A 19,255-nucleotide genomic window follows, 5' to 3' on the forward strand; every position below is an offset into this window, starting at 1 on the left:
GGGGCGCCTTTCCGGTTTCAGCAATTTACTTCAGTACCTGAAACAACCATGCTCCTGAATATTTCATGATGTCAAGTAACCGGGTACCCTGAGAGCATGGCCACCCCACACATGACCCGCCGCCCCGATGAGCTGACCCTCGAGGTCGTCGACCTCATCGGCGCGGTCGTGGCCCGCTACCACGAGGAGTACGACGGGGCTGCTGCCGAGCACGCCCTGACCGGCGCGCAGGCGCGGCTGCTGAGCCTGCTGTCGCTGGAACCGCTCCCGATGCGGAAGCTGGCACAGCGGCTGCGGTGCGAACCGTCGAACGTGACCGGCATCGTGGACCGCCTGGAGTCCCGGGGCCTGGTGGAGCGCCGCCCGGACCCGGCGGACCGGCGGGTGAAGCTGGCGGCGGCGACGGACGAGGGCCGGCGGGTGGCCCGCAGCCTGCGCGAGTCGCTGCGGTTCGCGCGGGAGCCGCTCGCGGGGCTCTCCGAGGAGGAGCGGCTGGCGCTGCGGGATCTGCTGCGGCGGATGCTGGGCGTGGACGCCCAGGACCACTAGGGCATCCAGGACGCCTAGGACGTCCAGGTCGCCAGTTGCGGGTGCCCTGGTCCGGGGCGAGGATCGGAACGTGATGTTGTACCGCTCGGGCATCCGCCGAGGGGTGTGAGGGGCGTGAAGGCGCGCTCCGTCGGAGGGGGCCGTGGCGATCCCGCCTTGAAGGCGGTGACTCCGGACGGTGATCCGGTGCTCGCCGCACGGCTCACGGTGCCGACGGTCCCCGGGACGTTCGTGCGCCGCGACCGGCTCGTCGAGCAGCTGACCGAGGGTGCGCACAGTCCACTGACGCTGGTCAACGGGCCCGCGGGGGCGGGCAAGACCCTGCTGGTCGCCGACTGGATCACGGCCTACGAGCCGGGGGCCGTCGCCTGGTTGACCGTGGAGCCGCAGGACAGCGCGCCCGGCGTCTTCTGGTCCTACGTACTGCATGCCTTTCGGCACCACGGGATCGCCCTGCCCGAGGACATCGGCAGCCCGGCCCGGCCCGGCGAGGTGGACCACTCGCTGCTGGCCCGGCTCGCGGCCTGGCTGAACGGACGGGACAGCCGGGTGACCCTCGTGCTGGACGAGTTCGACCGGGTGGCGGGCGCTGCCGCGGTCGCCGAGGAGCTGCAGTTCGTGCTCCGCCACGCCGGCGAGGGACTGCGCCTGGTGATCATCAGCCGCACGGAGCCGCTGCTGCCGCTGTACCGCTATCGGGCCGCCGGTGAGCTCGTCGACATCCGCGCCGACGACCTGGCCTTCCGCGCCGAGGAGACGGCGGCCCTGGTCGACCGGCACGGGCTGCCGCTGTCGGCCGAGGCCGCGCGCGTGCTGACCGAGCGCACCGAGGGCTGGGCGGCGGGGCTGCGGCTGTGCACCCTGGCCGCGCAGCGGGCCGATGACCCGGAGAGCTTCCTGAAGGACTTCGAGGCCGGGCACAGCACAGTGGCCGACTTCCTGCTGGGCGAGGTGCTGCGCGCCCACCCCGAGGAGACCCAGGACCTGCTGCTGCGCACCAGCATCCTCGAGGAGACCCACCCCGATCTGGCCAATGCCCTCACCGGGCGGGACGACGCGGAGCCGATCCTGGAGGAACTGCAACGGGCGAACGCGTTCGTCGAACCCATCGGGCACTCCTGGTACCGGCTGCACCCGCTCTTCGCCGAGATCCTGCGGGTGCATCTGCGGGTGCGCCACCCCGGCCTGGAGCCGGAGCTGCACCGTACGGCCGCCGAGTGGCTGAGCCGGGCGGGCCTGCTCGACGAGGCCCTGCCGCATGCGGCGGACGCGGGTGACTGGGAGCTTGCCGCCGCCGAGCTCGTCGACCATCTGGCGATCGGCCGGCTGCTGACCGGGCTGGCCGCCGAGCGGCTGGACGGCCTCTTCGCCAGGATGGCACCGGAGGCGTCCGGGCCGGCCCCCGACCTGGTGCGCGCGGCCCGCGAGCTGGCCCACCACGACGTCGACCGGGGTGTCACCTATCTGCGTCGTGCCGAGGAGAACCTGCCGGGCGGCGACACGGGCGACGGCGCGGCGGCGGCGCGGTTGAGCTGTGCGGTGCTTCGGGTGCTGGCCGCCCGGGTGGCGGGCTCGGCGGACCTGGCCGAGACGGCGGCGAGGGACGCCGCGGAGGCGGAGCGCGCTCTGCCTGCCGGCCGGCTGGAGCGGCATCCGGAGCTGACGGCCCGCATGCTCACCGACCTCGGATCGGCCCAGCTGTGGGCGGGCCGCTTCGATGCCGCGCGCTCGACGCTGTCCGCCGCCGTCGACGCCGCCCAGGGGCGCTCGACGGCGTTCGCGCGGCACGAGGCCCTCGGCCGACTGGCACTGATCGACTTCCTGCACGGCCGGCCCGGCCGGGCCGAGGCGCATGCACGGGGGGCGATCGACGAGGCGGAGCAGTCGGGGCTGCCGATGTCCGACCGGACCGGGATGGCCCAGCTCGTGCTGGCTGCCGTCGCCATCGACCGTGACGACCTGACGCCTGCCCAGGGCCATCTCGATCAGGCGGCCGCCACCTCCGCCGCCTCCCGCGATCCCGTCGTGGCCGTGGAGCTGGCGATCCTGCGTTCCCGGATGCTGGTCGCCAGGGGTGACCCGGGTACGGCACTCCTGGCTCTCGACGACATGGCGAAGCAGCCCCTGGTCCCCGCCGAGCCCTCCCCCTGGGTGAGCGACCGCATCACGCTGGCCACGGCCGCGGCGCATCTGGCCGACGGTGATCCGAAGGCGGCGGTGAAGGTCTTCGAGGAACAGCCGTCGCACAGCCCGGAGAGCCTGGCGGCCGAGGCCCGGGCACGGGTGGCCGCGGGCGACAGCGAACGGGCGCTGCGCATCCTCGACGAACTCCCCGACGACGAGGACCGGGGACCGGTCATCGACGTGTGGGTGCTGCTGGCCCGTGCGCAGGTTGTCGACGCGCTCGGCGACTCCGCCGCCGCTCAGAGCCTGGTCCTGCGGGCCCTGACGGCCGCCCGTCCGCATCACGTCAGGCGGCCGTTCCTGGAAGCCGGGCCGTGGCTCAGGCACCTGCTGCTCCACCGGCCCGCGCTCGCCCGCGACCATGCGTGGCTGACCGGCACCCGCTCGCCGCAGCCTGCTGACTCGCGGCAACGGGAGGAGTCCGTGGGCCCGCACCCCGAGCCGCTCAGCGCGCGGGAACGGGACGTCCTGGAACGGCTGGCCCAGCTCATGTCCACCGAGGAGATCGCCGCCGACCTGCATCTGTCGGTCAACACGGTGAAGACGCACCTGAAGAGCATCTACCGCAAGCTCGCCGCCACCCGGCGCGGCGCGGCGGTCCGCCGGGCCCGCGAACTCGGCCTGCTCTGACGTGTCACCTCGCCGGGGTGATGCCACCGGGCGCCCGGTCGCCCAGCATGAGGTCATGCGCTACGAGATCCGCGTCGACGGGGAGATGTCGGACGAGCTGACCACGGCGTTCCCCGAGTTGGACACGTTCGTCGTCCCCCACCAGACCGTGTTGTACGGCCAGGTCGACGACGAGGCGCATTTCTACGGCCTGTTGATGCGGTTTCAGTCGCTGGGGCTGCACGTGGCGGAGTTCCGCCGGCTTCCGGAGTGAGGCCCCGGTCGCGGTCGGACAGCCGTACCGCTCAGCCCTCTCAGCCCGCGAGCACCTTCGCCTTGGCCCGCTCGTACTCGGCGTCGGTGATGTCGCCGTGGTCGTGCAGCCCGGCCAGCTTGGTCAGCTCGTCCACGCGGGTCGCGCCGGGCGCGCCGGTCGCCGGGGCGCCGGCGGCCGCCTCCTGGACGTAGGAACGGAACGCTTCCTCCTGGCGCTGCATGTGGCGCATTTGGCGCTCACCCATGCCGCGGCCGCGGGCGATCAGGTAGACGAAGACGCCGAGGAACGGCAGCACGCAGACGAAGACCGTCCAGCCCGCCTTGGCCCCTCCGCCCAGGCCGTCGTCCCGGAAGATGTCCCCGATGACCCGGAAGAGCAGGGCGAACCACATGACCCACAGGAAGAACCAGAGCATGGTCAGGAACGCGTTGAGCAGCGGGTAGTCCACGGTTGCCTCCACATGCCGGCCGCCGTGATGTCGCGGCGGCGCTCCGGGCCTGACATGTTCAACGCTGCGCCTCTCGGCCGGGGACGGCATCACCCGGAGCGGGTGGGGTGCCATGGTGGGCCGAGGCCGCGGTCAGGCGAGGATCAGCAGGATGAAGATCCCGCAGACGATGATGTTGATCAGCCAGCTGTGCGTGTTCATCCAGTCGCGCACACGCGGCATGGCGGCGATCGCCCGGTGGTGGAACAGCAGCAGGAACAGCAGGGGAAGCGCGGCGATGAGCACGGTCGCCGCGATGAACGGCAGTGCCTCGGCGAAGTTCGCGTCCGCCTGCGCCAGGTTCGTGCCCACCGTCAGCATGACGACGATGTCCGACGGCATCAGCAGGATGATGAGCAGCCCGACCTTGAGGGCTTTCCCGGGATCCGCCGCCATGAGCGTGCCCAGCCATTTCGGTGGCTGAATGGTCTCGCGGCGGACCCAGTTCTTGATCGCGGCCGCCACCAGGAAACCGACCAGCACATACTGGATGATCTTGCCGCTCGAACCGGAGTCGCCGGGGTCTCCCAGGTCGAACAGTGAGGCGAGGCTCCAGGTGATCGCGGTGCCGACGGTGGTGGCGACGGCGACACCGCCGAGGAAAGCGAGCGACACCCGGACGGCCCGGGGTGTCGTGACGAAGATGATCGCCGACATGATCTGCGGGCCGGCCATCATGGTCACGGCCAGCGGCAGCACATTCAGACCGTCCACGTCGGCACCTGCCTCAAGACGTCAGGACCTTGGACTTGGCCTGCTCGTACTCGGCGTCGCTGATGGCGCCCCGGTCGTGCAGCGCGGCCAGCCTGCCCAGCTCGTCCGCCTTGGCGCCCGGCGTCTTCGGTCCTGTTGCGGCGGCCTCCTGGACGTAGGAGCGGAACGCCCGCTCCCGGTCCTGTGCCCGGCGCAGCTCGCGCTCACCCATCCCGCGCCCACGGGCGATCAGGTAGACGAAGACACCGAGGAACGGCAGCACACACACCGTCAGCGTCCAGCCGGCCTTCCCCCAGCCGCTGAGCGCGTCGTCCCGGAAGATGTCGCCGACCACGCGGAACAGCAGCATGAGCCACATGATCCACAGGAAGAACCAGAGCATGGTCAGGAACACGTTGAGCAGGGGATAGTCCATGATCGCCTCCGTCGGCCTGCTGCCGCGACGGCCGCGCGGCTCCTGAGGGCCGGACGCCTTTCACCGTGCGCCGGACCGGGCCCGTGCGGCATCACCCCGCACGGGTGGGCTGCGCGCGCTCCTCGGCCCGGCCACCGGCCGCGAGCAACGCCAGGACCGCGAGGACGGCGAGCAGTACGAGCGCGAACACCAGGATCGTGAGCGCGGTGGGACGGTTCCACACCGCGAAGACGAAGGCCAGGATCGCCAGGGCGGACAGGGCGATCGACCGGCGGTGGGCCTGTGCCCACACGCCCACCCGGCCGGCCCGGATCTCGTGCCCGTAGGCCCAGCCGGCCGCCGAGTCCGCGGTGCGGTCGCAGGCGCGGCGGATCGCCACCGGCAGTCGGCCGGGGCCGATCAGATAGGCGCCGAGCGCGACCACGACCCCGAGCACGATCGTCGTGACCAGGGCGTAGCGCAGGAAGCGCAGCAGCGTGTCGAAGACGGCCGCCGCGGCCGCGTCCGACTGCACGGCGGCCGGGAGATGATCCAGGTAGAAGCGGCGCACGACGACCAGGGCGATGACCACCACCAGGCAGGCGAAGGCGGCGCCGAGCGCGGTACGGGCCAGCGCGCGGCGCCGTCGGCGGGCCACCAGCACCCCGGCCGCGCCGATCACGACGGTGAGGACGGGCAGCCAGTAGCCGGCCTCGTCGAGCAGGTCCGCGCCCTCGCGGATCTTCTCGAGCTCCTCGGACTGGAACAGCACCAGCTGCTTGTCGACCTGAGGGATCTTCTCCGCGGGCGACAGCCCCGCGTCGACAAGCTGCTGTTTCACCTGCTCGACGACATCTCCGACGTCGAGGGTGACCGTGCCGCCCTCGACCCCCACGGCGCCCCGGCCCTCTCCGGTGAGGGCGTGCACGACGGCGTTGTGGGCCCGTTCGTTGGCCTTCTCCCACGTGGTGGCGAACGCATCGCTGTGCACGATCCGCGTGACGACCTTCGTCACCGCGCCGTCCACGGCCGAGTCGATCTGCGGCCCGAGTCCCCGTACGGCGGCGGTGGCCCGGGGTGGCAGGCCCTGGGAGCGCAGCCAGTCGGCGAGTTCCGCGGCGGCCTGGTCGCCGTCGATACGGACGTCCACGGCCTCGGAGATCCGGTCGACGGCCGCATCCTGGATGGCCGGCTCGGTGGCCAGCGGGGCGACCGTTTTCACGTACCGGTCGGTGTCGAGCGCGATGTCGTGGATCCAGACCGTGATCAGTGCGACCGGCACGAGGACGCACGTGAGGACGATCAGCACCGTGGCAGCCGTGGCCCGGGCGATCCGCCCGGGCGCGGAGGGCTTGTGCGCGGCGCTCATGCGGACTCCAGCTCGTCCAGGGGCCCCTCCCTCCCTTCCATTGCGTACGCGCTGCGCTCCGAGGGCACGCCGAACAGGCCCATACGGGTCTTACGCGCGTCCGGGTCCTAGTCCGCCATGGGATCCCGCCGCACCACGCACAGCGCCCAGATGGTGAACGCGTACAGCGCGATCAGCGTGAGAGACCAGACCGGGTAGTACGGGATGGACAGGAAGTTGGCGATGAGCAGCAGTGCCGCGATGCCAACGCCGACGACCCTCGCCCACGTCTTCGCCGTGAACAGGCCGAAGCTCACGATCACGGCTATCGCCCCGAACGCCAGGTTGATCCAGCCCCAGCTGGTCAGGTCGAACTTGAAGAGGTAGTTGGGCGTGGAGACGTAGACGTCGTCCTCGGCGATCGCCATGATCCCCCGGAAGATGTCGAGAACCCCGGAGATGAACAGCATCACTCCGGCGAACAGTGTCAGGCCGGTGGCGGCGACCTGCGTCCCCGCTCGGTGTTGGGGAGTAGCGGTGGTGCCCATGGCCGGCCTCCTTTCCTCACTGGGCTGCTGCGCGCAGCCGTACACCACCGAGCCTGATCCCAAAGGGCCGTGCCCGTCGTCACCCTCGACGGGTGAGGACGCGCCGACCGGTGCCCTGCTGCCATGGGACAAGGGGCTGGGCGCCAGGCCTGAGGAGGGCGGCGCGATGAGCGATGGTGCCTGGGCGGGGCTGGCGGTGGCGGGTGTCACCGCCGCCTATGCCCTCGGCTCGCGCCGACTGTCGGCCACGCCGGTCACGTCGGCGATCGTGTTCACGGGGAGCGGCGTCCTCATCGGACCCGCCGTACTCGACGTCGTCGACATCGAGCACTACGCCGCCCCCATCACGGCCCTGATGGAGGCCGCGCTGACCCTGGTCCTGTTCACCGACGCCATGACCGTCCGGCGACGCGACCTGGCCACGGGCGGCTTCCTGCCCGGCCGGCTGCTCGGCATCGGTCTCCCGTTGTACATCGCGGCGGGCTGGCTGCTGGCCTGGCCGCTGCTGCCCGAGCTGACCGTGTGGGAGCTGGCCCTGGTGGGTGCGATCCTCGCGCCGACCGACGCCGCCGTGGGCAAGACCGCCATGACGGAGCCCTCCGTGCCGCCGGTCGTCCGCCACGGCCTCAACGCGGAGTGCGGTCTGAACGACGGCCTGGTGCTGCCGTTCTTCGTCGTCTTCGCCGCCGGCGTCCCCGGCACGTCCTACGCGCAGGAGGGCGTCGCGGGCACCTTCTGGCGATCCCTGCTGCTCAGCAGCGTCCTGGGCCTGCTGGCCGGCGACCTCGGCGGGCGGCTGCTGCGGGCGGCCCGGGCCCGCGGCTGGGTCGCCCCGGCCTGGGGGCAGATCTACGTGCTCGGCGTCGCCGTCGCCGCATACGAACTGGCCGTCCTCACCCACGGCAGCGGCTTCATCGCGGCCTGGGTCGCCGGGTTCGCGTTCGGACACGCGGTGCGCCGCCACCGGACCGTCGGCGGCAGGCCGCAAGGCCCGGACCGCACACCCGAGTTCGCCGAGCACCTCGGCGCGCTGCTGGCGTCGATCAGCCTGATGGTGTTCGGGGCGGTGCTGCTCGGCCCTGCGCTGGAGCACCTGACCTGGGAGATCGTCCTGTACGCCGTGCTCAGCCTGACGGTCGTGCGGATGGTCCCCGTCGCCATCGCCCTGCTCGGCAGCGGGCTGCGGTTGCCGACGGTCGCGTACATCGGGTGGTTCGGGCCGCGCGGCCTCGCCTCCGTCGTCCTGGCGCTGCTGGTGGTCGAGGAGCAGGTGCCGGGGACGCAGACGCTGGGTCGGGTGGTCGCCGTGACCGTGGCCCTCAGCATCCTGCTCCAGGGTGTCTCGGCCGGGGCACTCGCCAAGCGGTACGGCCGCTGGTACGCACGCACCGCTGCCACCGCCGGCGAGCGCGGCCTGCGGGAGAGCACGTCCGTGACGGAGGCGTCCCTGCCGAAGGCGTCCGTGCGCGAGGGGAGCCGGGTCACCCCGTCAGATCGGTCCGGGCAGTGACGCGTCCCTCGGTCACGGCGTCGGCCAGGGCCCGGTGGTCGCGTTCGTTCTGGTCGGCGTAGGCCCCGGCGAACTCCACCAGGGCACGGTCGAAGCTGTCGCCGCGGCCGAGATAGGCGGCGATGGCGATCGGGTCGCCCGAGCGGGCGTGGGCGCGGGCCAGTGCGGCGCCGCACAGGCGGGCGAACAACCCGAGGGTCCGGGCGTCCATGGTCTCGGGGCGGGCGATGCCCTTCCAGTCCCGCAACTGCCGTACGTAGAAGTCGCGTTCGCGGCCGTCGAAGCCCGTGACGTGCTTCCAGCCGAGGAAGATGTCGCTGGCGGCCTGCATGAGCCGCTGCCCGGCCACCACCCGCTCGCCCTGGTTCTCGTACGGGCTCGCGCCGCAGTGGGGGGCGAGGACCGACTCGCCCGCCTCCTTGGCCTGCAGCAGGAGCGGGTCCTCGTCGTCGCGGCCGAGCAGCAGGATGATCCAGCAACGGGTGCCGACACTGCCGACCCCGACGACCTTGCGCGCCATGTCGACCACATGGAACCGGCTCAGCAGGTGCCGCCGCTCCGATGACAGGGTGTCCGCGTAGCCGGCCACCAGTTCCCGCAGGGTCCGTCCCAGTTCCTCCCCTTCCGTGCCGGGCAGCAGCTCCGTCAGGGGTGTGATCAAGGGGGGATCCGAGATGATCCGGTGTTCGCCGTCCACCACCCGGGTCAGCTTCGCTGCCGCCTGCAGACTCGTCCGGGTACGGGCCTTCGCCGCGGCCCGGGAGGCCCGCTGCTCCTCCTGCTTGCCGGGCGGCTTGGGCAGGAGCGCCGCGATCTGGTCGAAGTCGTCCCGCGCGTACCAGACGTCGAGGGTGGGCAGGGAGGCGAACTCCCGCATGCGCTCGCGGTAGGCCTCCACTCCGGCGCGGACGACGGTGTCGGACTCCTTCGCGGGGAACCCGTTGGCCCGCCCGGCGATCACCAGACTCGCGGCGAGCCGCTTGACGTCCCACTCGAACGGGCCCGGCAGGGTCTCGTCGAAGTCGTTGATGTCGAACACGAGATGGCGTTCCGGGGAGGCCAGGAGCCGGAAGTTCAGCAGGTGCGCGTCGCCGCACAGCTGGGCGTACAGCCCGGTGTGCACACTCGCGCCGAGATCGGACGCCATGATCGCCGCGGCTCCTCGGTAGAAGCGGAACGGCGATTCGAGCATCCGGCCGTAGCGGACGGGGACCAGCTCGGGAACGCGGGCGCCGGACTGCCGGTCGATGATGTCGACGGGGTCCGGGCGTTTCTCGTCGGGCTCGTAGGCGGCATGGTCGGAGCGCGGCACGCGCGCGCGTGCCTCCTTGCCCCGTGCCGCGCGCTCCGCCGGGGAGAGCGGACCGTTGTTCGCCAGGGAGAGCGGACCGTCGTGCGTCGTCGCCATGAGCGGACCTCCTTGCCCGCATGGTCACAGCCCGGCACCCCCGGTGGGATCACCCGGAGCAGGTGATGTGGAGCCGGGGCGCGGGCGGTGGGCCGGCGAGCCCTGGGCCGACATACATGGGAAAAGCGAACGGTGTGCGCGCCGCCACGAGGACGGCTTACGTGCACCACCAGAGGAACCGGTTGCACGTCTCCGACGGCGACGGGTCCGGGGTCGGGTCCGATGCGGTCGGCTCCTCCGTCGGCGCCTGGGTCTCCGGCTCGGACGTGGGGGCGGGGCCCGAGGTGGACGTGCCCGAGCCGCCGCTGCCCGTCGTCGCCGACTGGGCGCTCTTGTCGGGGGTCTTGTCCTCGTCCTTCTTCTTGTCCTCGTCCTTCGGCGACTTCGAGGCCGAGGGGGAGGTCGAGGGACTGGGTGACGGTGAGTCCTCCCCGCCCGTCCCCGTCGCGCCGTCCGTCGCGTCCGGGGACGCGGACACCTCTTCCGATGCCGCGCCCTCCGCCGACTCGTCCCCGGCGGCCGCCGGCTTCGGGCTGCTGCCCGGGGCGTCCAGGCCGAGTTCCGCGAGGCTCAGACCTCCGGCAGCCAGGACGAACCCCGCGGCGACCAGCAGGGCCCGGCGACGGCGGCGCCGGTGCGCGGCGGCCTTGCGATCGCGACGGCTGGCACCGGCCTCCCCGGACTCCTCGTCCAGGTCGCCCTCGTCTTCCTCGTCGTACTCGTCGTACTCGTCCTGCTCGGCGTACCCGGCGTCTTCGTCGCGCTCGTCGTGACCGCGCCTGCGCCCACGCCGCTGCGCCGCCCGCCGTGCGGCCCGTCCACCGACCGGCGCGACCGACGCCGCCTCGACGACCTCACCGGCCTCACCGGAGTCCGGGGACTCGACCTCGGCCGCAGTCTCCTCGGAGTGCGCGTCGACATACCGGTCGCCGTACTCACCACCGCCGTACTGCCCGGCACCGTCGTACTGCCCCGCACCGCCGTATTGGGCCGCATCGCCGTATTGGCCCGCATCGCCGCCGTGTGCCCCGGGGCCGGCCCCGTACTGCCCTGCACCACTCCAGTACTGCCCCTCGTACGCCGCCGCGTACGGGCCCTGGCTCCCCACGGCCCCCACAGCCCCCGCGGGCGCCTGTACGGGCCTCTCGGCCATCTGCGGGTACACCTCGCCGCGCGCGCCCGCGTACCCGCTCAGCTCTTCGATCACGGTGCCGCACCCCGGGCAGGCGAGGGCGCCGTTGAGGTGCCTGCGGCACGGGTGGCAGTAGTCCATGACGCGGGAAGACTAAGGAACCGACCCGCGCCTTTCCTAGCGGCTGCTGTGAAGGTTGTGTGCGGAACTGGCCTTTCCAGTTTGGTCGGTGGGGGTCAAGCCCGACCATTCGGCGCGATCCTCCGCGCCGGTTCCGTACGGCAACGTCGCGTGGCCCGTCGCACGTACACCGTGCGACGGGCCACGTCGACCCAAGTGCTCAGGTGCGGCCTATGTTTGCTTGCGCGTCGTCATCGCCCGCTGGATCAGGATGAACGCGCACAGCAGCACACCCGTGGCGATCTTCGTCCACCAGGAGCTGAGCGTGCCCTCGAACTGGATGATGCTCTTGATCAGGCCCAGCACGAGGACGCCGAACAGGGTGCCCAGGACGTAACCGGAGCCACCCGTCAGCAGCGTGCCGCCGATGACGACCGCGGCGATCGCGTCGAGTTCCATGCCGACGGCGTGCAGCGGGTCACCGGACTGGATGTACAGCATGAACAGCAGGCCGGCCAGCGCCGAGCAGAAGCCGCTCACCGTGTACACGGCGATCTTCGTGCCGCCCAGCGGAAGCCCCATCAGCAGCGCCGACTGCTCGTTGCCGCCGATGGCGTACACACGGCGGCCGAAGCGCGTGTAGTGGAGTATGTAGAAGGCGGCGGCGAGGACGACCAGGGCGACGATGGCGCCGATCGACAGCTCCCCCAGTCCGAGCGACACCCGGGTCTGGGCCATGCTGCTCACCGTGGAGTCGCTGATGGAGATGGACTCCTTGCTGATGACCAGGCACAGGCCCCGGAAGAGGAAGAGGCCGGCGAGGGTCACGATGAACGGCTGGATCTCGAAGTTGTGGATCACATAGCCCATGAGGAAGCCGCCGAACGCCCCCACGCCCAGGGCGAGCGGGATGACCAGCAGCAGCGGCAGGCCCTGACGCTCCACCAGCCACGCCGTGAACATGGTGGTGAAGCCGATCAGCGAACCGACGGACAGGTCGATGCCGCCGGACATGATGACGAAGGTGGCGCCGACGGCGGCGACCAGCAGATAGCTGTTGTCGATGAACAGGTTGAGGAAGACCTGCGGTTCACCGAAACCGTAGTTCTGGTAGCGGCTGAGACCGCCGATGTACATCGCGAGGAACAGGCCGGCCGTGACCAGGACGGGCAGCCGCCGGTCGCCGAGCAGACGCGCGGCCGCGGACGCCGGTGCCGGCTTGGACGCCGTACGGCCTTCCGCTGCCGTACGGGTCTTGGTGGTCGCGCTCATCGCGACACCTCCATCTTCGGGGCGGCGTCGGCCGGGGTGGCGGGCTCCGCCGGGGCGGTGGTCCGGGCGCCCTTCGCGCCGAAGACCTTGGCCCGGAACTTCGGGGACTGCAGCAGGCAGACGACGATGACGACGGCGGCCTTGAAGACCAGGTTGGTCTGGGTGGGCACGCCGATGGTGTAGATCGTGGTGGTCAGGGTCTGGATCACGAGGGCGCCGATCACCGTGCCGCCGATCGAGAACCGGCCGCCGAGCAGCGAGGTGCCGCCGATGACCACCGCGAGGATCGCGTCCAGCTCGATCCACAGGCCGGCGTTGTTGCCGTCCGCGGCCGAGGTGTTGGAGCTGATCATCAGGCCGGCGATGCCCGCGCACAGGGCGCAGAACATGTACACCATGATCTTGATGCGCCGGGAGCGGATGCCGACCAGGCGGCTGGCCTCGGCGTTGCCGCCGACCGACTCGACGAGCAGGCCGAGCGCCGTGCGGCGGGTCAGGGCGACGGTGACGGCCACGACGGCGGCCACCACGAAGATGGAGAAGGGCAGGGTCAGCCAGTAGCCGCCGCCGATGAGCTTGTACGGCTCGCTGTTGATGGTGATGATCTGGCCGTCGGTGATCAGCTGGGCGACACCGCGTCCGGCGACCATGATGATGAGGGTCGCGATGATGGGCTGGATGCCCATCCGGGCGACCAGGAAGCCGTTCCACAGGCCGCAGACGACCGCCGCCACCAGGCCGATGCCCATGGCGAGGAAGACCCCCGCCAGCGCGTTCTGGTCAGCCTGGTCGCTGATGTACGAACAGGTCAGGGCGCCGGTGATGGCGACCACGGCGCCGACGGAGAGGTCGATGCCGCCGGTGGCGATGACCAGGGTCATGCCGACCGCCACCAGGATCAGCGGCGAGCCGAACAGCACGATCGAGACGAGGCTGCCGTAGAGGTGGCCGTCCGCCATCCGGATCGCGAAGAAGTCGGGTGTGAAGGGGACGTTGACGAGCAGCAGGGCGATCAGGACCGCGACCGGCCAGAACAGGTGATGGCGCGTCAGTGCTCGCCAGCGGGAGGGTGTGGTCACTGCCGGGGTACTCACTGGTGCTCTCCGCTCGCGATGGTCTCCAGGATCTTGCTGGTGGTGATCTCCGGCCCGTTGGTCAGCTGTGCCACGAGCTTGCGGTCGCGCAGCACTCCGATGGTGTGGCTGAGCCGGAGCACCTCCTCCAGTTCGGCCGCGATGTACAGCACGGACATGCCGTCCTCGGAGAGGGAGACCACGAGCTTCTGGATCTCGGCCTTGGCGCCGACGTCGATGCCGCGCGTGGGCTCGTCGAGGATCAGCAGCTTCGGCTGGGTGATCAGCCAGCGGGCGAGCAGCACCTTCTGCTGGTTGCCGCCGCTCAACTGGCCGACGCGGGCCTCGGGGTTGGCGGGGCGGATGTCGAGGGCCTTGATGTACTTGGCGACGAGTTCGTCGCGCTGGGAGGCCGGGATGGGCCGGGTCCAGCCGCGGGACGCCTGGAGGGCGAGGATGATGTTCTCGCGCACCGTGAGGTCGGGGACGAGGCCCTCGGTCTTGCGGTTCTCCGAGCAGAACGCGACACCGGCGCCGATGGCGTCGTTGGGGGCGCTCATCGAGACCTGCTTGCCGGCGACGGTCACCTTGCCGCTGTCGGGCTGGTCGGCGCCGAACAGCAGCCGGGCCAGTTCGGTGCGGCCCGAGCCGAGCAGTCCGGCGAGGCCGAGCACCTCGCCCTTCTTGATCTCCAGGTCGAAGGGGGCGATACCGCCGGTGCGGCCGAGGCCCTCCGCCTTGACGAGCGTCTCGCCGACGTCGGAGCGCAGCTGGTGCTCGTGCAACTCCTCCAGCTGGTCCAGGGCCTTGCCGATCATCAGCTCGATCAGCCCGACCTGGTCGAGGTCGGCCACCATGTGCTCGCCGACCAGGGTGCCGTTGCGCAGCACGGTCATGCGGTCGCAGATCTCGTAGATCTGGTCGAGGAAGTGCGAGACGAAGAGGATCGCGACGCCCTCGTCCCGCAGCCGCCGCATCAGGCGGAACAGTTCGAGGACCTCGTCGCGGTCGAGGCTGGAGGTGGGCTCGTCCAGGACGAGCACCTTGGTGCCGGAGCCCTCGCCGTCGCTGTCGCCGTGGCCCACCGACCGTACGATCGCGACCAGTTGCTGCACGGCCAGCGGGTACGAGGACAGCGGCGCCGTCACGTCGATGTCGAGGCCGAGGCGGTCGACCATCTCCGCGGCTTCCTTGCGTATCTGCTTCCACTGGATGCGGCCGGCGCGGGTGGGTTCACGGCCGATGAAGATGTTCTCCGCCACCGAGAGGTTGGGGCAGAGGTTGACCTCCTGGTAGACCGTGCTGATGCCGGCGTGCTGCGCCTGCAGCGGGCTGCCGATCCGTACGGCCTTGCCGTCGAGGGTGATCGTGCCGCCGTCCAGGGTGTGGACCCCGGTCAGCACCTTGATGAGGGTGGACTTCCCGGCCCCGTTCTCGCCCATGAGGGCGTGGATCTCGCCGGGGAAGAGCCGGAAGTCGACGCCCGACAGAGCCCGTACCCCCGGAAACTCTTTGACAATGCCCGTCATCTCCAGGACGGGCCGCGGCTCTGCCATGGCAGCGCTCCTCTTGAAATGGGTTCAGGCCCGCAGGGAGCCTCCCGGGACCGGATGGTCGCCGGTCGGCCGGAGGCTCCCTGCCGGTGGGTGCGGTCGGTCAGTACTTACGGGTGGGGAGCGCGTCCTTGGCCTGGTCCTGCATGAAGTCGCTCTCCTTGGTCTTGATCCAGCGCTCGACCTTGCCGCCCTCGTGGACCGTCTTCACGACCTCCATCAACTGGGGGCCGAGCAGCGGGTTGCACTCGACGATCGCGTTGATCTTGCCTTCGGACATGGCGATGAAGCCGTCCTTCACACCGTCGACCGTGACGATGAGGATGTCCTTGCCGGGCTTCTTGCCGGCCGCCTCGATGGCCTGGATGGCGCCGAGGCCCATGTCGTCGTTGTGCGCGAACAGCACGTCGATGTCCGGGTTGGACTGCAGGAAGGCCGCCATGACCTGCTTGCCGCCGGCGCGGGTGAAGTCACCGGTCTGGCTGACGACGATCTCCCAGTCGTCCTTGTGCTCGGCGTCCATGACCTCCTTGAAGCCCTTGGCGCGCTCGATCGCGGGGGCGGCACCGGTGGTGCCCTCCAGCTGGGCGATCTTCACCTTGCCCTTGTGGCCGGCCTTCTGAAGGACCTTCTCCAGGATCTTGGCGGCGCGGCGGCCCTCGTCGGTGAAGTCGGAGCCGACCAGGGCGACGAACAGGGACTCGTCGCTCTCCACGGACCGGTCGGTCAGGACGACCGGGATCTTCGCCGACTGGGCCTCCTTGAGCACGGCGTCCCAGCCGGTGACGACCACCGGCGAGAAGGCGATGACGTCCACCTTCTGCGCGATGAAGCTGCGGATCGCGGAGATCTGGTTCTCCTGCTTCTGCTGCGCGTCGGAGAACTGCAGCTTGTAGCCGGCCTCCTTGGCGGCCGACTTCACCGAGTCGGTGTTGGCGGTGCGCCAGCCGCTCTCGGAGCCGACCTGGGAGAAGCCGAGGGTGATCGTCTTGCTGCCGCCGGAGGAGGTGTTGGAGGAGGAGCCGTCCTCCTTGGCGCAGGCCGCCAGACCGGCCGTGGCCGCCACGCCGACCGCCGCGGTGAGGAAGTTCCTTCTGTTGAGCATGTCTTCTCCTTTGAAGAGCCGGCCCGGGAATGGACCGCTGGTACTCGGTTGGTACTCGTGTGGACCGGCTGCATTGCGTCCAGCCTGTCGATCATCGTTCGAAATATCGGCCACGCTTGCCCGAAAGGCGAAAGGCGACCGGGTGGTGCGATGTCAGCCGGGAGCGGCTCCCGGTTGAGGAAGGTACGGGAACGTGCTTGCGCGGACGACGAGTTGGGGCTCTATGGAGACCTGGGACGTCCCGGCGGGGGTACGGCCCTCGATCAGGTCCAGCAGCAGGGCGATGCTCCGTTTGCCCACCGTCGCGAAGTCCTGCCGGACGGTGGTGAGCGGCGGGGCGAAGAACTCCGACTCCGGAATGTCGTCGAAGCCGGCCACCGCGACGTCCTGGGGCGTACGCACGCCCGCCTCACGCAGCGCCCGCAACACCCCCAGTGCCATCTGGTCGTTGGCCACGAACACGGCGGTCAGGCCGCGCCCCACCCAGCCCGCCAGCTCCTGGCCGGCCCGGTAGCCCGACAGCGGGCTCCAGTCCCCCCGCAACAGCATCGGCGGTTCCACGTCCGCCTCTTCGAGGGTCGCCCGCCAGCCGGCGACCCGGTCCACCGCCTCCTGCCAGTCCTCGGGCCCGGCGAGATGCCAGACCCTGCGGTGGCCTGCGGCGAGCAGATGGCCGGTGGCCAGCCGTGCGCCCAGACTCTGATCCACGTTGACGCTGGGGACCCCGGCGCCCGAGCCGGTGCCCACGGCCACCACCGGGAACGGGTGGCGGAGTTCGGCGAGGGCCTCGACCGCCGACCGCTGCGGGGCGATGGCGACGACCCCCTCCACCCCGCCCTCGCTGAGGCGGTCCAGGGCCTCGGACAGCGTCTCCACCGTCAGCCTGCGCAGACTGACCGTCGAGACCAGATAGCCCTCGGCACGCGCCGCCTCCTCCAGCGCGAACAACGTACTGGCCGGACCGTAGAGCGTGGTGTTGGAGGCGACCACACCCAGGGTCCGGGTGCGCCGGGTCGCCAGGGCCCGGGCGGAGAAGTTGCGGCGGTAGCCCATCTCCTCGATCGCGCGCAGCACCTTGGCCCGTGTCTCGTCCCGCACATTGGGGTGGTCCCCCAGCACGCGGGACACGGTCTGGTGGGACACACCGGCCTGGCGTGCCACGTCGGCCATGGTGGGCGGCCGAAGCTGCGAGTGGGGCACAGCCGCACCTCCTTGGCGGTCGTCTGCCGATAAGACCTGCACCGAGGGCCGATCGTTCGGCGCCGGCGGCGTCATGCCGGTGTTCCGGAAGGACCAACGGCACGGGGCGGGAAGGCGAGTTGAAGCACTGCTGACACGACGCTCATACCTCCTTGCATGCCGTCGGGGCCGACTGGTGAATGCGGACGTATTGTGAGCGCTAACAATTCATGCCGGTCAAGAGGGCTGCGTCAGAGAAGTCGTCACGGTTGAATAACGCGACGAGCGGCGGAGGTTGCTGGGCCGAGGGTGTTTTACCTGTTCAGGAGCCATCCGAGTACCCACCCAGGGAGGCGTGCACGCACCCTCGAAGGGCCAGGCGACCTTCGTGGCACACCCCGTCGCAGCGGCCTCGCCGACCGTCTCCGCCGCCGCATCGAAACCGTTGTTTGTAGACCCATTGACACTCGCATGTGGTCGTCCCTACTGTCGCGACCAGCATTTCGAACGAGTGACGAGATTTCGAACAGACCGAAGAGGACAGGGAGTACCGTGCGCATCACGGGAATCAGCACACACGTGGTCGGAACGCCGTGGCGGAACCTGACCTACGTCCAAGTGCACACCGACGAGGGACTCACCGGCGTCGGCGAGACCCGCATGCTGGGCCACACCGACGCGCTGCTCGGCTATCTGCACGAGGCGAAGACCAATCACATTCTCGGCTCCGACCCGTTCGCTGTCGAGGATCTCGTCAAGCGGATGAAGTACGGCGACTACGGCCGGGCCGGCGAGATCGTGATGTCCGGCATCGCCGTGATCGAGATGGCCTGCTGGGACATCAAGGGCAAGGCGCTCGGCGTGCCGGTCTGGCAGCTGCTCGGCGGCAAGGTCACCGACAAGGTCAAGGCGTACGCCAACGGCTGGTACACCACCGAGCGGACGCCCGAGGCGTACCACAAGGCGGCCCAGGGGGTCATGGAGCGCGGCTACCGGGCGCTCAAGATCGACCCGTTCGGGACCGGCCACTTCGAGCTCGACCACGAGCAGAGCCTCTACGCGGTCTCCCTGATCGAGGCCGTGCGCGACGCCATCGGGCCGGACGCCGAGCTGATGCTGGAGATGCACGGCCGGTTCTCCCCCGCCACGGCCGTGCGCCTGGCCAAGGAGCTGGCGCCCTTCAAGCCCGCGTGGCTGGAGGAGCCGGTGCCGCCGGAGAACCTGAAGGCGCTGGAGAAGGTCGCCGCCAAGGTCGACATGCCGGTCGCCACGGGTGAGCGCATCCACGACCGCATCGAGTTCCGCGAGCTCTTCGAGAGCCAGGCCGTGGACATCATCCAGCCGGACGTCGGCCACATCGGCGGCATCTGGGAGACCCGTAAGCTGGCCGCCACCGCCGAGACGCACTACATGCTGGTCGCGCCGCACAACGTGGGCGGGCCCGTGCTGACCGCCGCCTCCCTCCAGGTCGGCTTCACCGCCCCCAACTTCAAGATCCTTGAGCACTTCAACGACTTCGCGGACGCGGAGATCAAGAAGGTCATCAAGGGCGCCCCCCAGGTGAACCCCGAGGACGGCTGCTTCCACCTCTCCCACGAGCCCGGTCTCGGTGTGGAGCTGGACGTCGACGCCGCCGCGGAGTTCCCGCAGCAGCAGGCCCGGTTCGACCTGTGGGCCGACGGCTGGGAGCAGCGCAAGCCCAAGGGCACCGTGTGAGCGCCCACACCCGCCGGCCCGGCATCGGGGCCTGGATCGGAAGTGGCGCCTGCCGGGCGACGCCTGGCACGCTCCCC

17 protein-coding genes are annotated in these 19,255 nt (G+C 70.6%); 5 read left to right on the forward strand and 12 right to left on the reverse strand.

Annotation, left to right across the window (positions count from 1 at the left end):
- The first annotated feature begins 96 nt into the window (after window positions 1-96).
- From EHO50_RS02810 to EHO50_RS02820, 3 genes are all read left to right on the forward strand, one after another.
- Complete coding sequence (locus EHO50_RS02810) at window positions 97-549, forward strand: MarR family winged helix-turn-helix transcriptional regulator (RefSeq protein WP_128428180.1); 453 nt, start codon at window positions 97-99, stop codon at window positions 547-549.
- A gap of 165 nt (window positions 550-714) precedes the next feature.
- Complete coding sequence (locus tag EHO50_RS44785; RefSeq protein WP_342786900.1) at window positions 715-3,363, forward strand: winged helix-turn-helix domain-containing protein; 2,649 nt, start codon at window positions 715-717, stop codon at window positions 3,361-3,363.
- A 55-nt stretch (window positions 3,364-3,418) separates the two neighbouring features.
- Window positions 3,419-3,616 carry a hypothetical protein gene (locus EHO50_RS02820; RefSeq protein WP_128428181.1) on the forward strand — a complete coding sequence of 66 codons (198 nt, stop codon included), beginning with the start codon at window positions 3,419-3,421 and terminating at the stop codon, window positions 3,614-3,616.
- A 40-nt stretch (window positions 3,617-3,656) separates the two neighbouring features.
- On the opposite strand, the gene EHO50_RS02825 is transcribed toward EHO50_RS02820, so the two are convergent.
- The 5 genes from EHO50_RS02825 to EHO50_RS02845 form a co-directional block, all read right to left on the reverse strand.
- Window positions 3,657-4,034 (reverse strand): SHOCT domain-containing protein, encoded by a 378-nt coding sequence (locus EHO50_RS02825; RefSeq protein ID WP_246101047.1) that lies wholly within the window; start codon window positions 4,032-4,034, stop codon window positions 3,657-3,659.
- Between the two features lie 165 nt (window positions 4,035-4,199).
- The gene (locus tag EHO50_RS02830; RefSeq protein WP_128428183.1) at window positions 4,200-4,820 is read right to left on the reverse strand and encodes a GAP family protein; all 621 of its coding nucleotides are present in this window, start codon (window positions 4,818-4,820) and stop codon (window positions 4,200-4,202) included.
- Window positions 4,821-4,833: 13 nt separating this feature from the next.
- The gene (locus EHO50_RS02835; protein ID WP_181449537.1) at window positions 4,834-5,235 is read right to left on the reverse strand and encodes an SHOCT domain-containing protein; all 402 of its coding nucleotides are present in this window, start codon (window positions 5,233-5,235) and stop codon (window positions 4,834-4,836) included.
- 91 nt (window positions 5,236-5,326) lie between these two features.
- The gene (locus EHO50_RS02840; protein WP_128428185.1) at window positions 5,327-6,583 is read right to left on the reverse strand and encodes a hypothetical protein; all 1,257 of its coding nucleotides are present in this window, start codon (window positions 6,581-6,583) and stop codon (window positions 5,327-5,329) included.
- Between the two features lie 107 nt (window positions 6,584-6,690).
- Window positions 6,691-7,110: a DUF7144 family membrane protein gene (locus EHO50_RS02845; protein ID WP_128428186.1), complete on the reverse strand. Its 420-nt coding sequence runs from the start codon at window positions 7,108-7,110 to the stop codon at window positions 6,691-6,693.
- Between the two features lie 166 nt (window positions 7,111-7,276).
- Here EHO50_RS02845 and EHO50_RS02850 point away from each other — a divergent pair, with 166 nt between their 5' ends.
- Window positions 7,277-8,620 carry a cation:proton antiporter gene (locus EHO50_RS02850; RefSeq protein WP_128428187.1) on the forward strand — a complete coding sequence of 448 codons (1,344 nt, stop codon included), beginning with the start codon at window positions 7,277-7,279 and terminating at the stop codon, window positions 8,618-8,620.
- Here EHO50_RS02850 and EHO50_RS02855 read toward each other — a convergent pair.
- The 7 genes from EHO50_RS02855 to EHO50_RS02885 form a co-directional block, all read right to left on the reverse strand.
- The gene (locus EHO50_RS02855; RefSeq protein WP_128428188.1) at window positions 8,592-10,028 is read right to left on the reverse strand and encodes a DUF2252 domain-containing protein; all 1,437 of its coding nucleotides are present in this window, start codon (window positions 10,026-10,028) and stop codon (window positions 8,592-8,594) included. The genes EHO50_RS02850 and EHO50_RS02855 overlap by 29 nt on opposite strands.
- 157 nt (window positions 10,029-10,185) lie before the next feature.
- Window positions 10,186-11,301, reverse strand: a complete 1,116-nt coding sequence (locus EHO50_RS44480; protein WP_181449538.1) for an SCO2400 family protein — start codon at window positions 11,299-11,301, stop codon at window positions 10,186-10,188.
- A 210-nt stretch (window positions 11,302-11,511) separates the two neighbouring features.
- On the reverse strand, window positions 11,512-12,552 hold the full coding sequence (yjfF, locus tag EHO50_RS02865) for a galactofuranose ABC transporter, permease protein YjfF (RefSeq protein WP_128428189.1): 1,041 nt from the start codon (window positions 12,550-12,552) through the stop codon (window positions 11,512-11,514).
- The gene (locus EHO50_RS02870; protein ID WP_181449539.1) at window positions 12,549-13,631 is read right to left on the reverse strand and encodes an ABC transporter permease; all 1,083 of its coding nucleotides are present in this window, start codon (window positions 13,629-13,631) and stop codon (window positions 12,549-12,551) included. The genes yjfF and EHO50_RS02870 overlap by 4 nt, the downstream gene beginning before the upstream one ends.
- 11 nt (window positions 13,632-13,642) lie before the next feature.
- Window positions 13,643-15,181 carry a sugar ABC transporter ATP-binding protein gene (locus tag EHO50_RS02875; protein ID WP_128428191.1) on the reverse strand — a complete coding sequence of 513 codons (1,539 nt, stop codon included), beginning with the start codon at window positions 15,179-15,181 and terminating at the stop codon, window positions 13,643-13,645.
- A gap of 100 nt (window positions 15,182-15,281) precedes the next feature.
- On the reverse strand, window positions 15,282-16,283 hold the full coding sequence (locus tag EHO50_RS02880; RefSeq protein WP_128428192.1) for an ABC transporter substrate-binding protein: 1,002 nt from the start codon (window positions 16,281-16,283) through the stop codon (window positions 15,282-15,284).
- A gap of 153 nt (window positions 16,284-16,436) precedes the next feature.
- Window positions 16,437-17,483: a LacI family DNA-binding transcriptional regulator gene (locus tag EHO50_RS02885; RefSeq protein WP_128428193.1), complete on the reverse strand. Its 1,047-nt coding sequence runs from the start codon at window positions 17,481-17,483 to the stop codon at window positions 16,437-16,439.
- Window positions 17,484-18,014: 531 nt separating this feature from the next.
- Here EHO50_RS02885 and EHO50_RS02890 point away from each other — a divergent pair.
- Window positions 18,015-19,178, forward strand: coding sequence for a mandelate racemase/muconate lactonizing enzyme family protein (locus tag EHO50_RS02890; RefSeq protein ID WP_062724272.1), 1,164 nt, complete (start codon window positions 18,015-18,017; stop codon window positions 19,176-19,178).
- Window positions 19,179-19,255: the final 77 nt, after the last annotated feature.

The sequence above is a fragment of the Streptomyces cyaneus genome (assembly GCF_004028635.1).
Taxonomy (GTDB): domain Bacteria; phylum Actinomycetota; class Actinomycetes; order Streptomycetales; family Streptomycetaceae; genus Streptomyces; species Streptomyces cyaneus.

Bases quoted from the DNA above. Each gene is read 5' to 3' on its own strand.
- EHO50_RS02810 (WP_128428180.1), top strand. From the start codon at position 97: ATGGCCACCCCACACATGACCCGCCGCCCCGATGAGCTGACCCTCGAG.
- EHO50_RS02820 (WP_128428181.1), top strand. From the start codon at position 3,419: ATGCGCTACGAGATCCGCGTCGACGGGGAGATGTCGGACGAGCTGACC.
- EHO50_RS02825 (WP_246101047.1), bottom strand. From the start codon at position 4,034: ATGCTCTGGTTCTTCCTGTGGGTCATGTGGTTCGCCCTGCTCTTCCGG.
- EHO50_RS02835 (WP_181449537.1), bottom strand. From the start codon at position 5,235: ATGGACTATCCCCTGCTCAACGTGTTCCTGACCATGCTCTGGTTCTTC.
- EHO50_RS02840 (WP_128428185.1), bottom strand. From the start codon at position 6,583: ATGAGCGCCGCGCACAAGCCCTCCGCGCCCGGGCGGATCGCCCGGGCC.
- EHO50_RS02845 (WP_128428186.1), bottom strand. From the start codon at position 7,110: ATGGGCACCACCGCTACTCCCCAACACCGAGCGGGGACGCAGGTCGCC.
- EHO50_RS02850 (WP_128428187.1), top strand. From the start codon at position 7,277: ATGAGCGATGGTGCCTGGGCGGGGCTGGCGGTGGCGGGTGTCACCGCC.
- EHO50_RS02855 (WP_128428188.1), bottom strand. From the start codon at position 10,028: ATGGCGACGACGCACGACGGTCCGCTCTCCCTGGCGAACAACGGTCCG.
- EHO50_RS44480 (WP_181449538.1), bottom strand. From the start codon at position 11,301: ATGGACTACTGCCACCCGTGCCGCAGGCACCTCAACGGCGCCCTCGCC.
- yjfF (WP_128428189.1), bottom strand. From the start codon at position 12,552: ATGAGCGCGACCACCAAGACCCGTACGGCAGCGGAAGGCCGTACGGCG.
- EHO50_RS02875 (WP_128428191.1), bottom strand. From the start codon at position 15,181: ATGGCAGAGCCGCGGCCCGTCCTGGAGATGACGGGCATTGTCAAAGAG.
- EHO50_RS02880 (WP_128428192.1), bottom strand. From the start codon at position 16,283: ATGCTCAACAGAAGGAACTTCCTCACCGCGGCGGTCGGCGTGGCGGCC.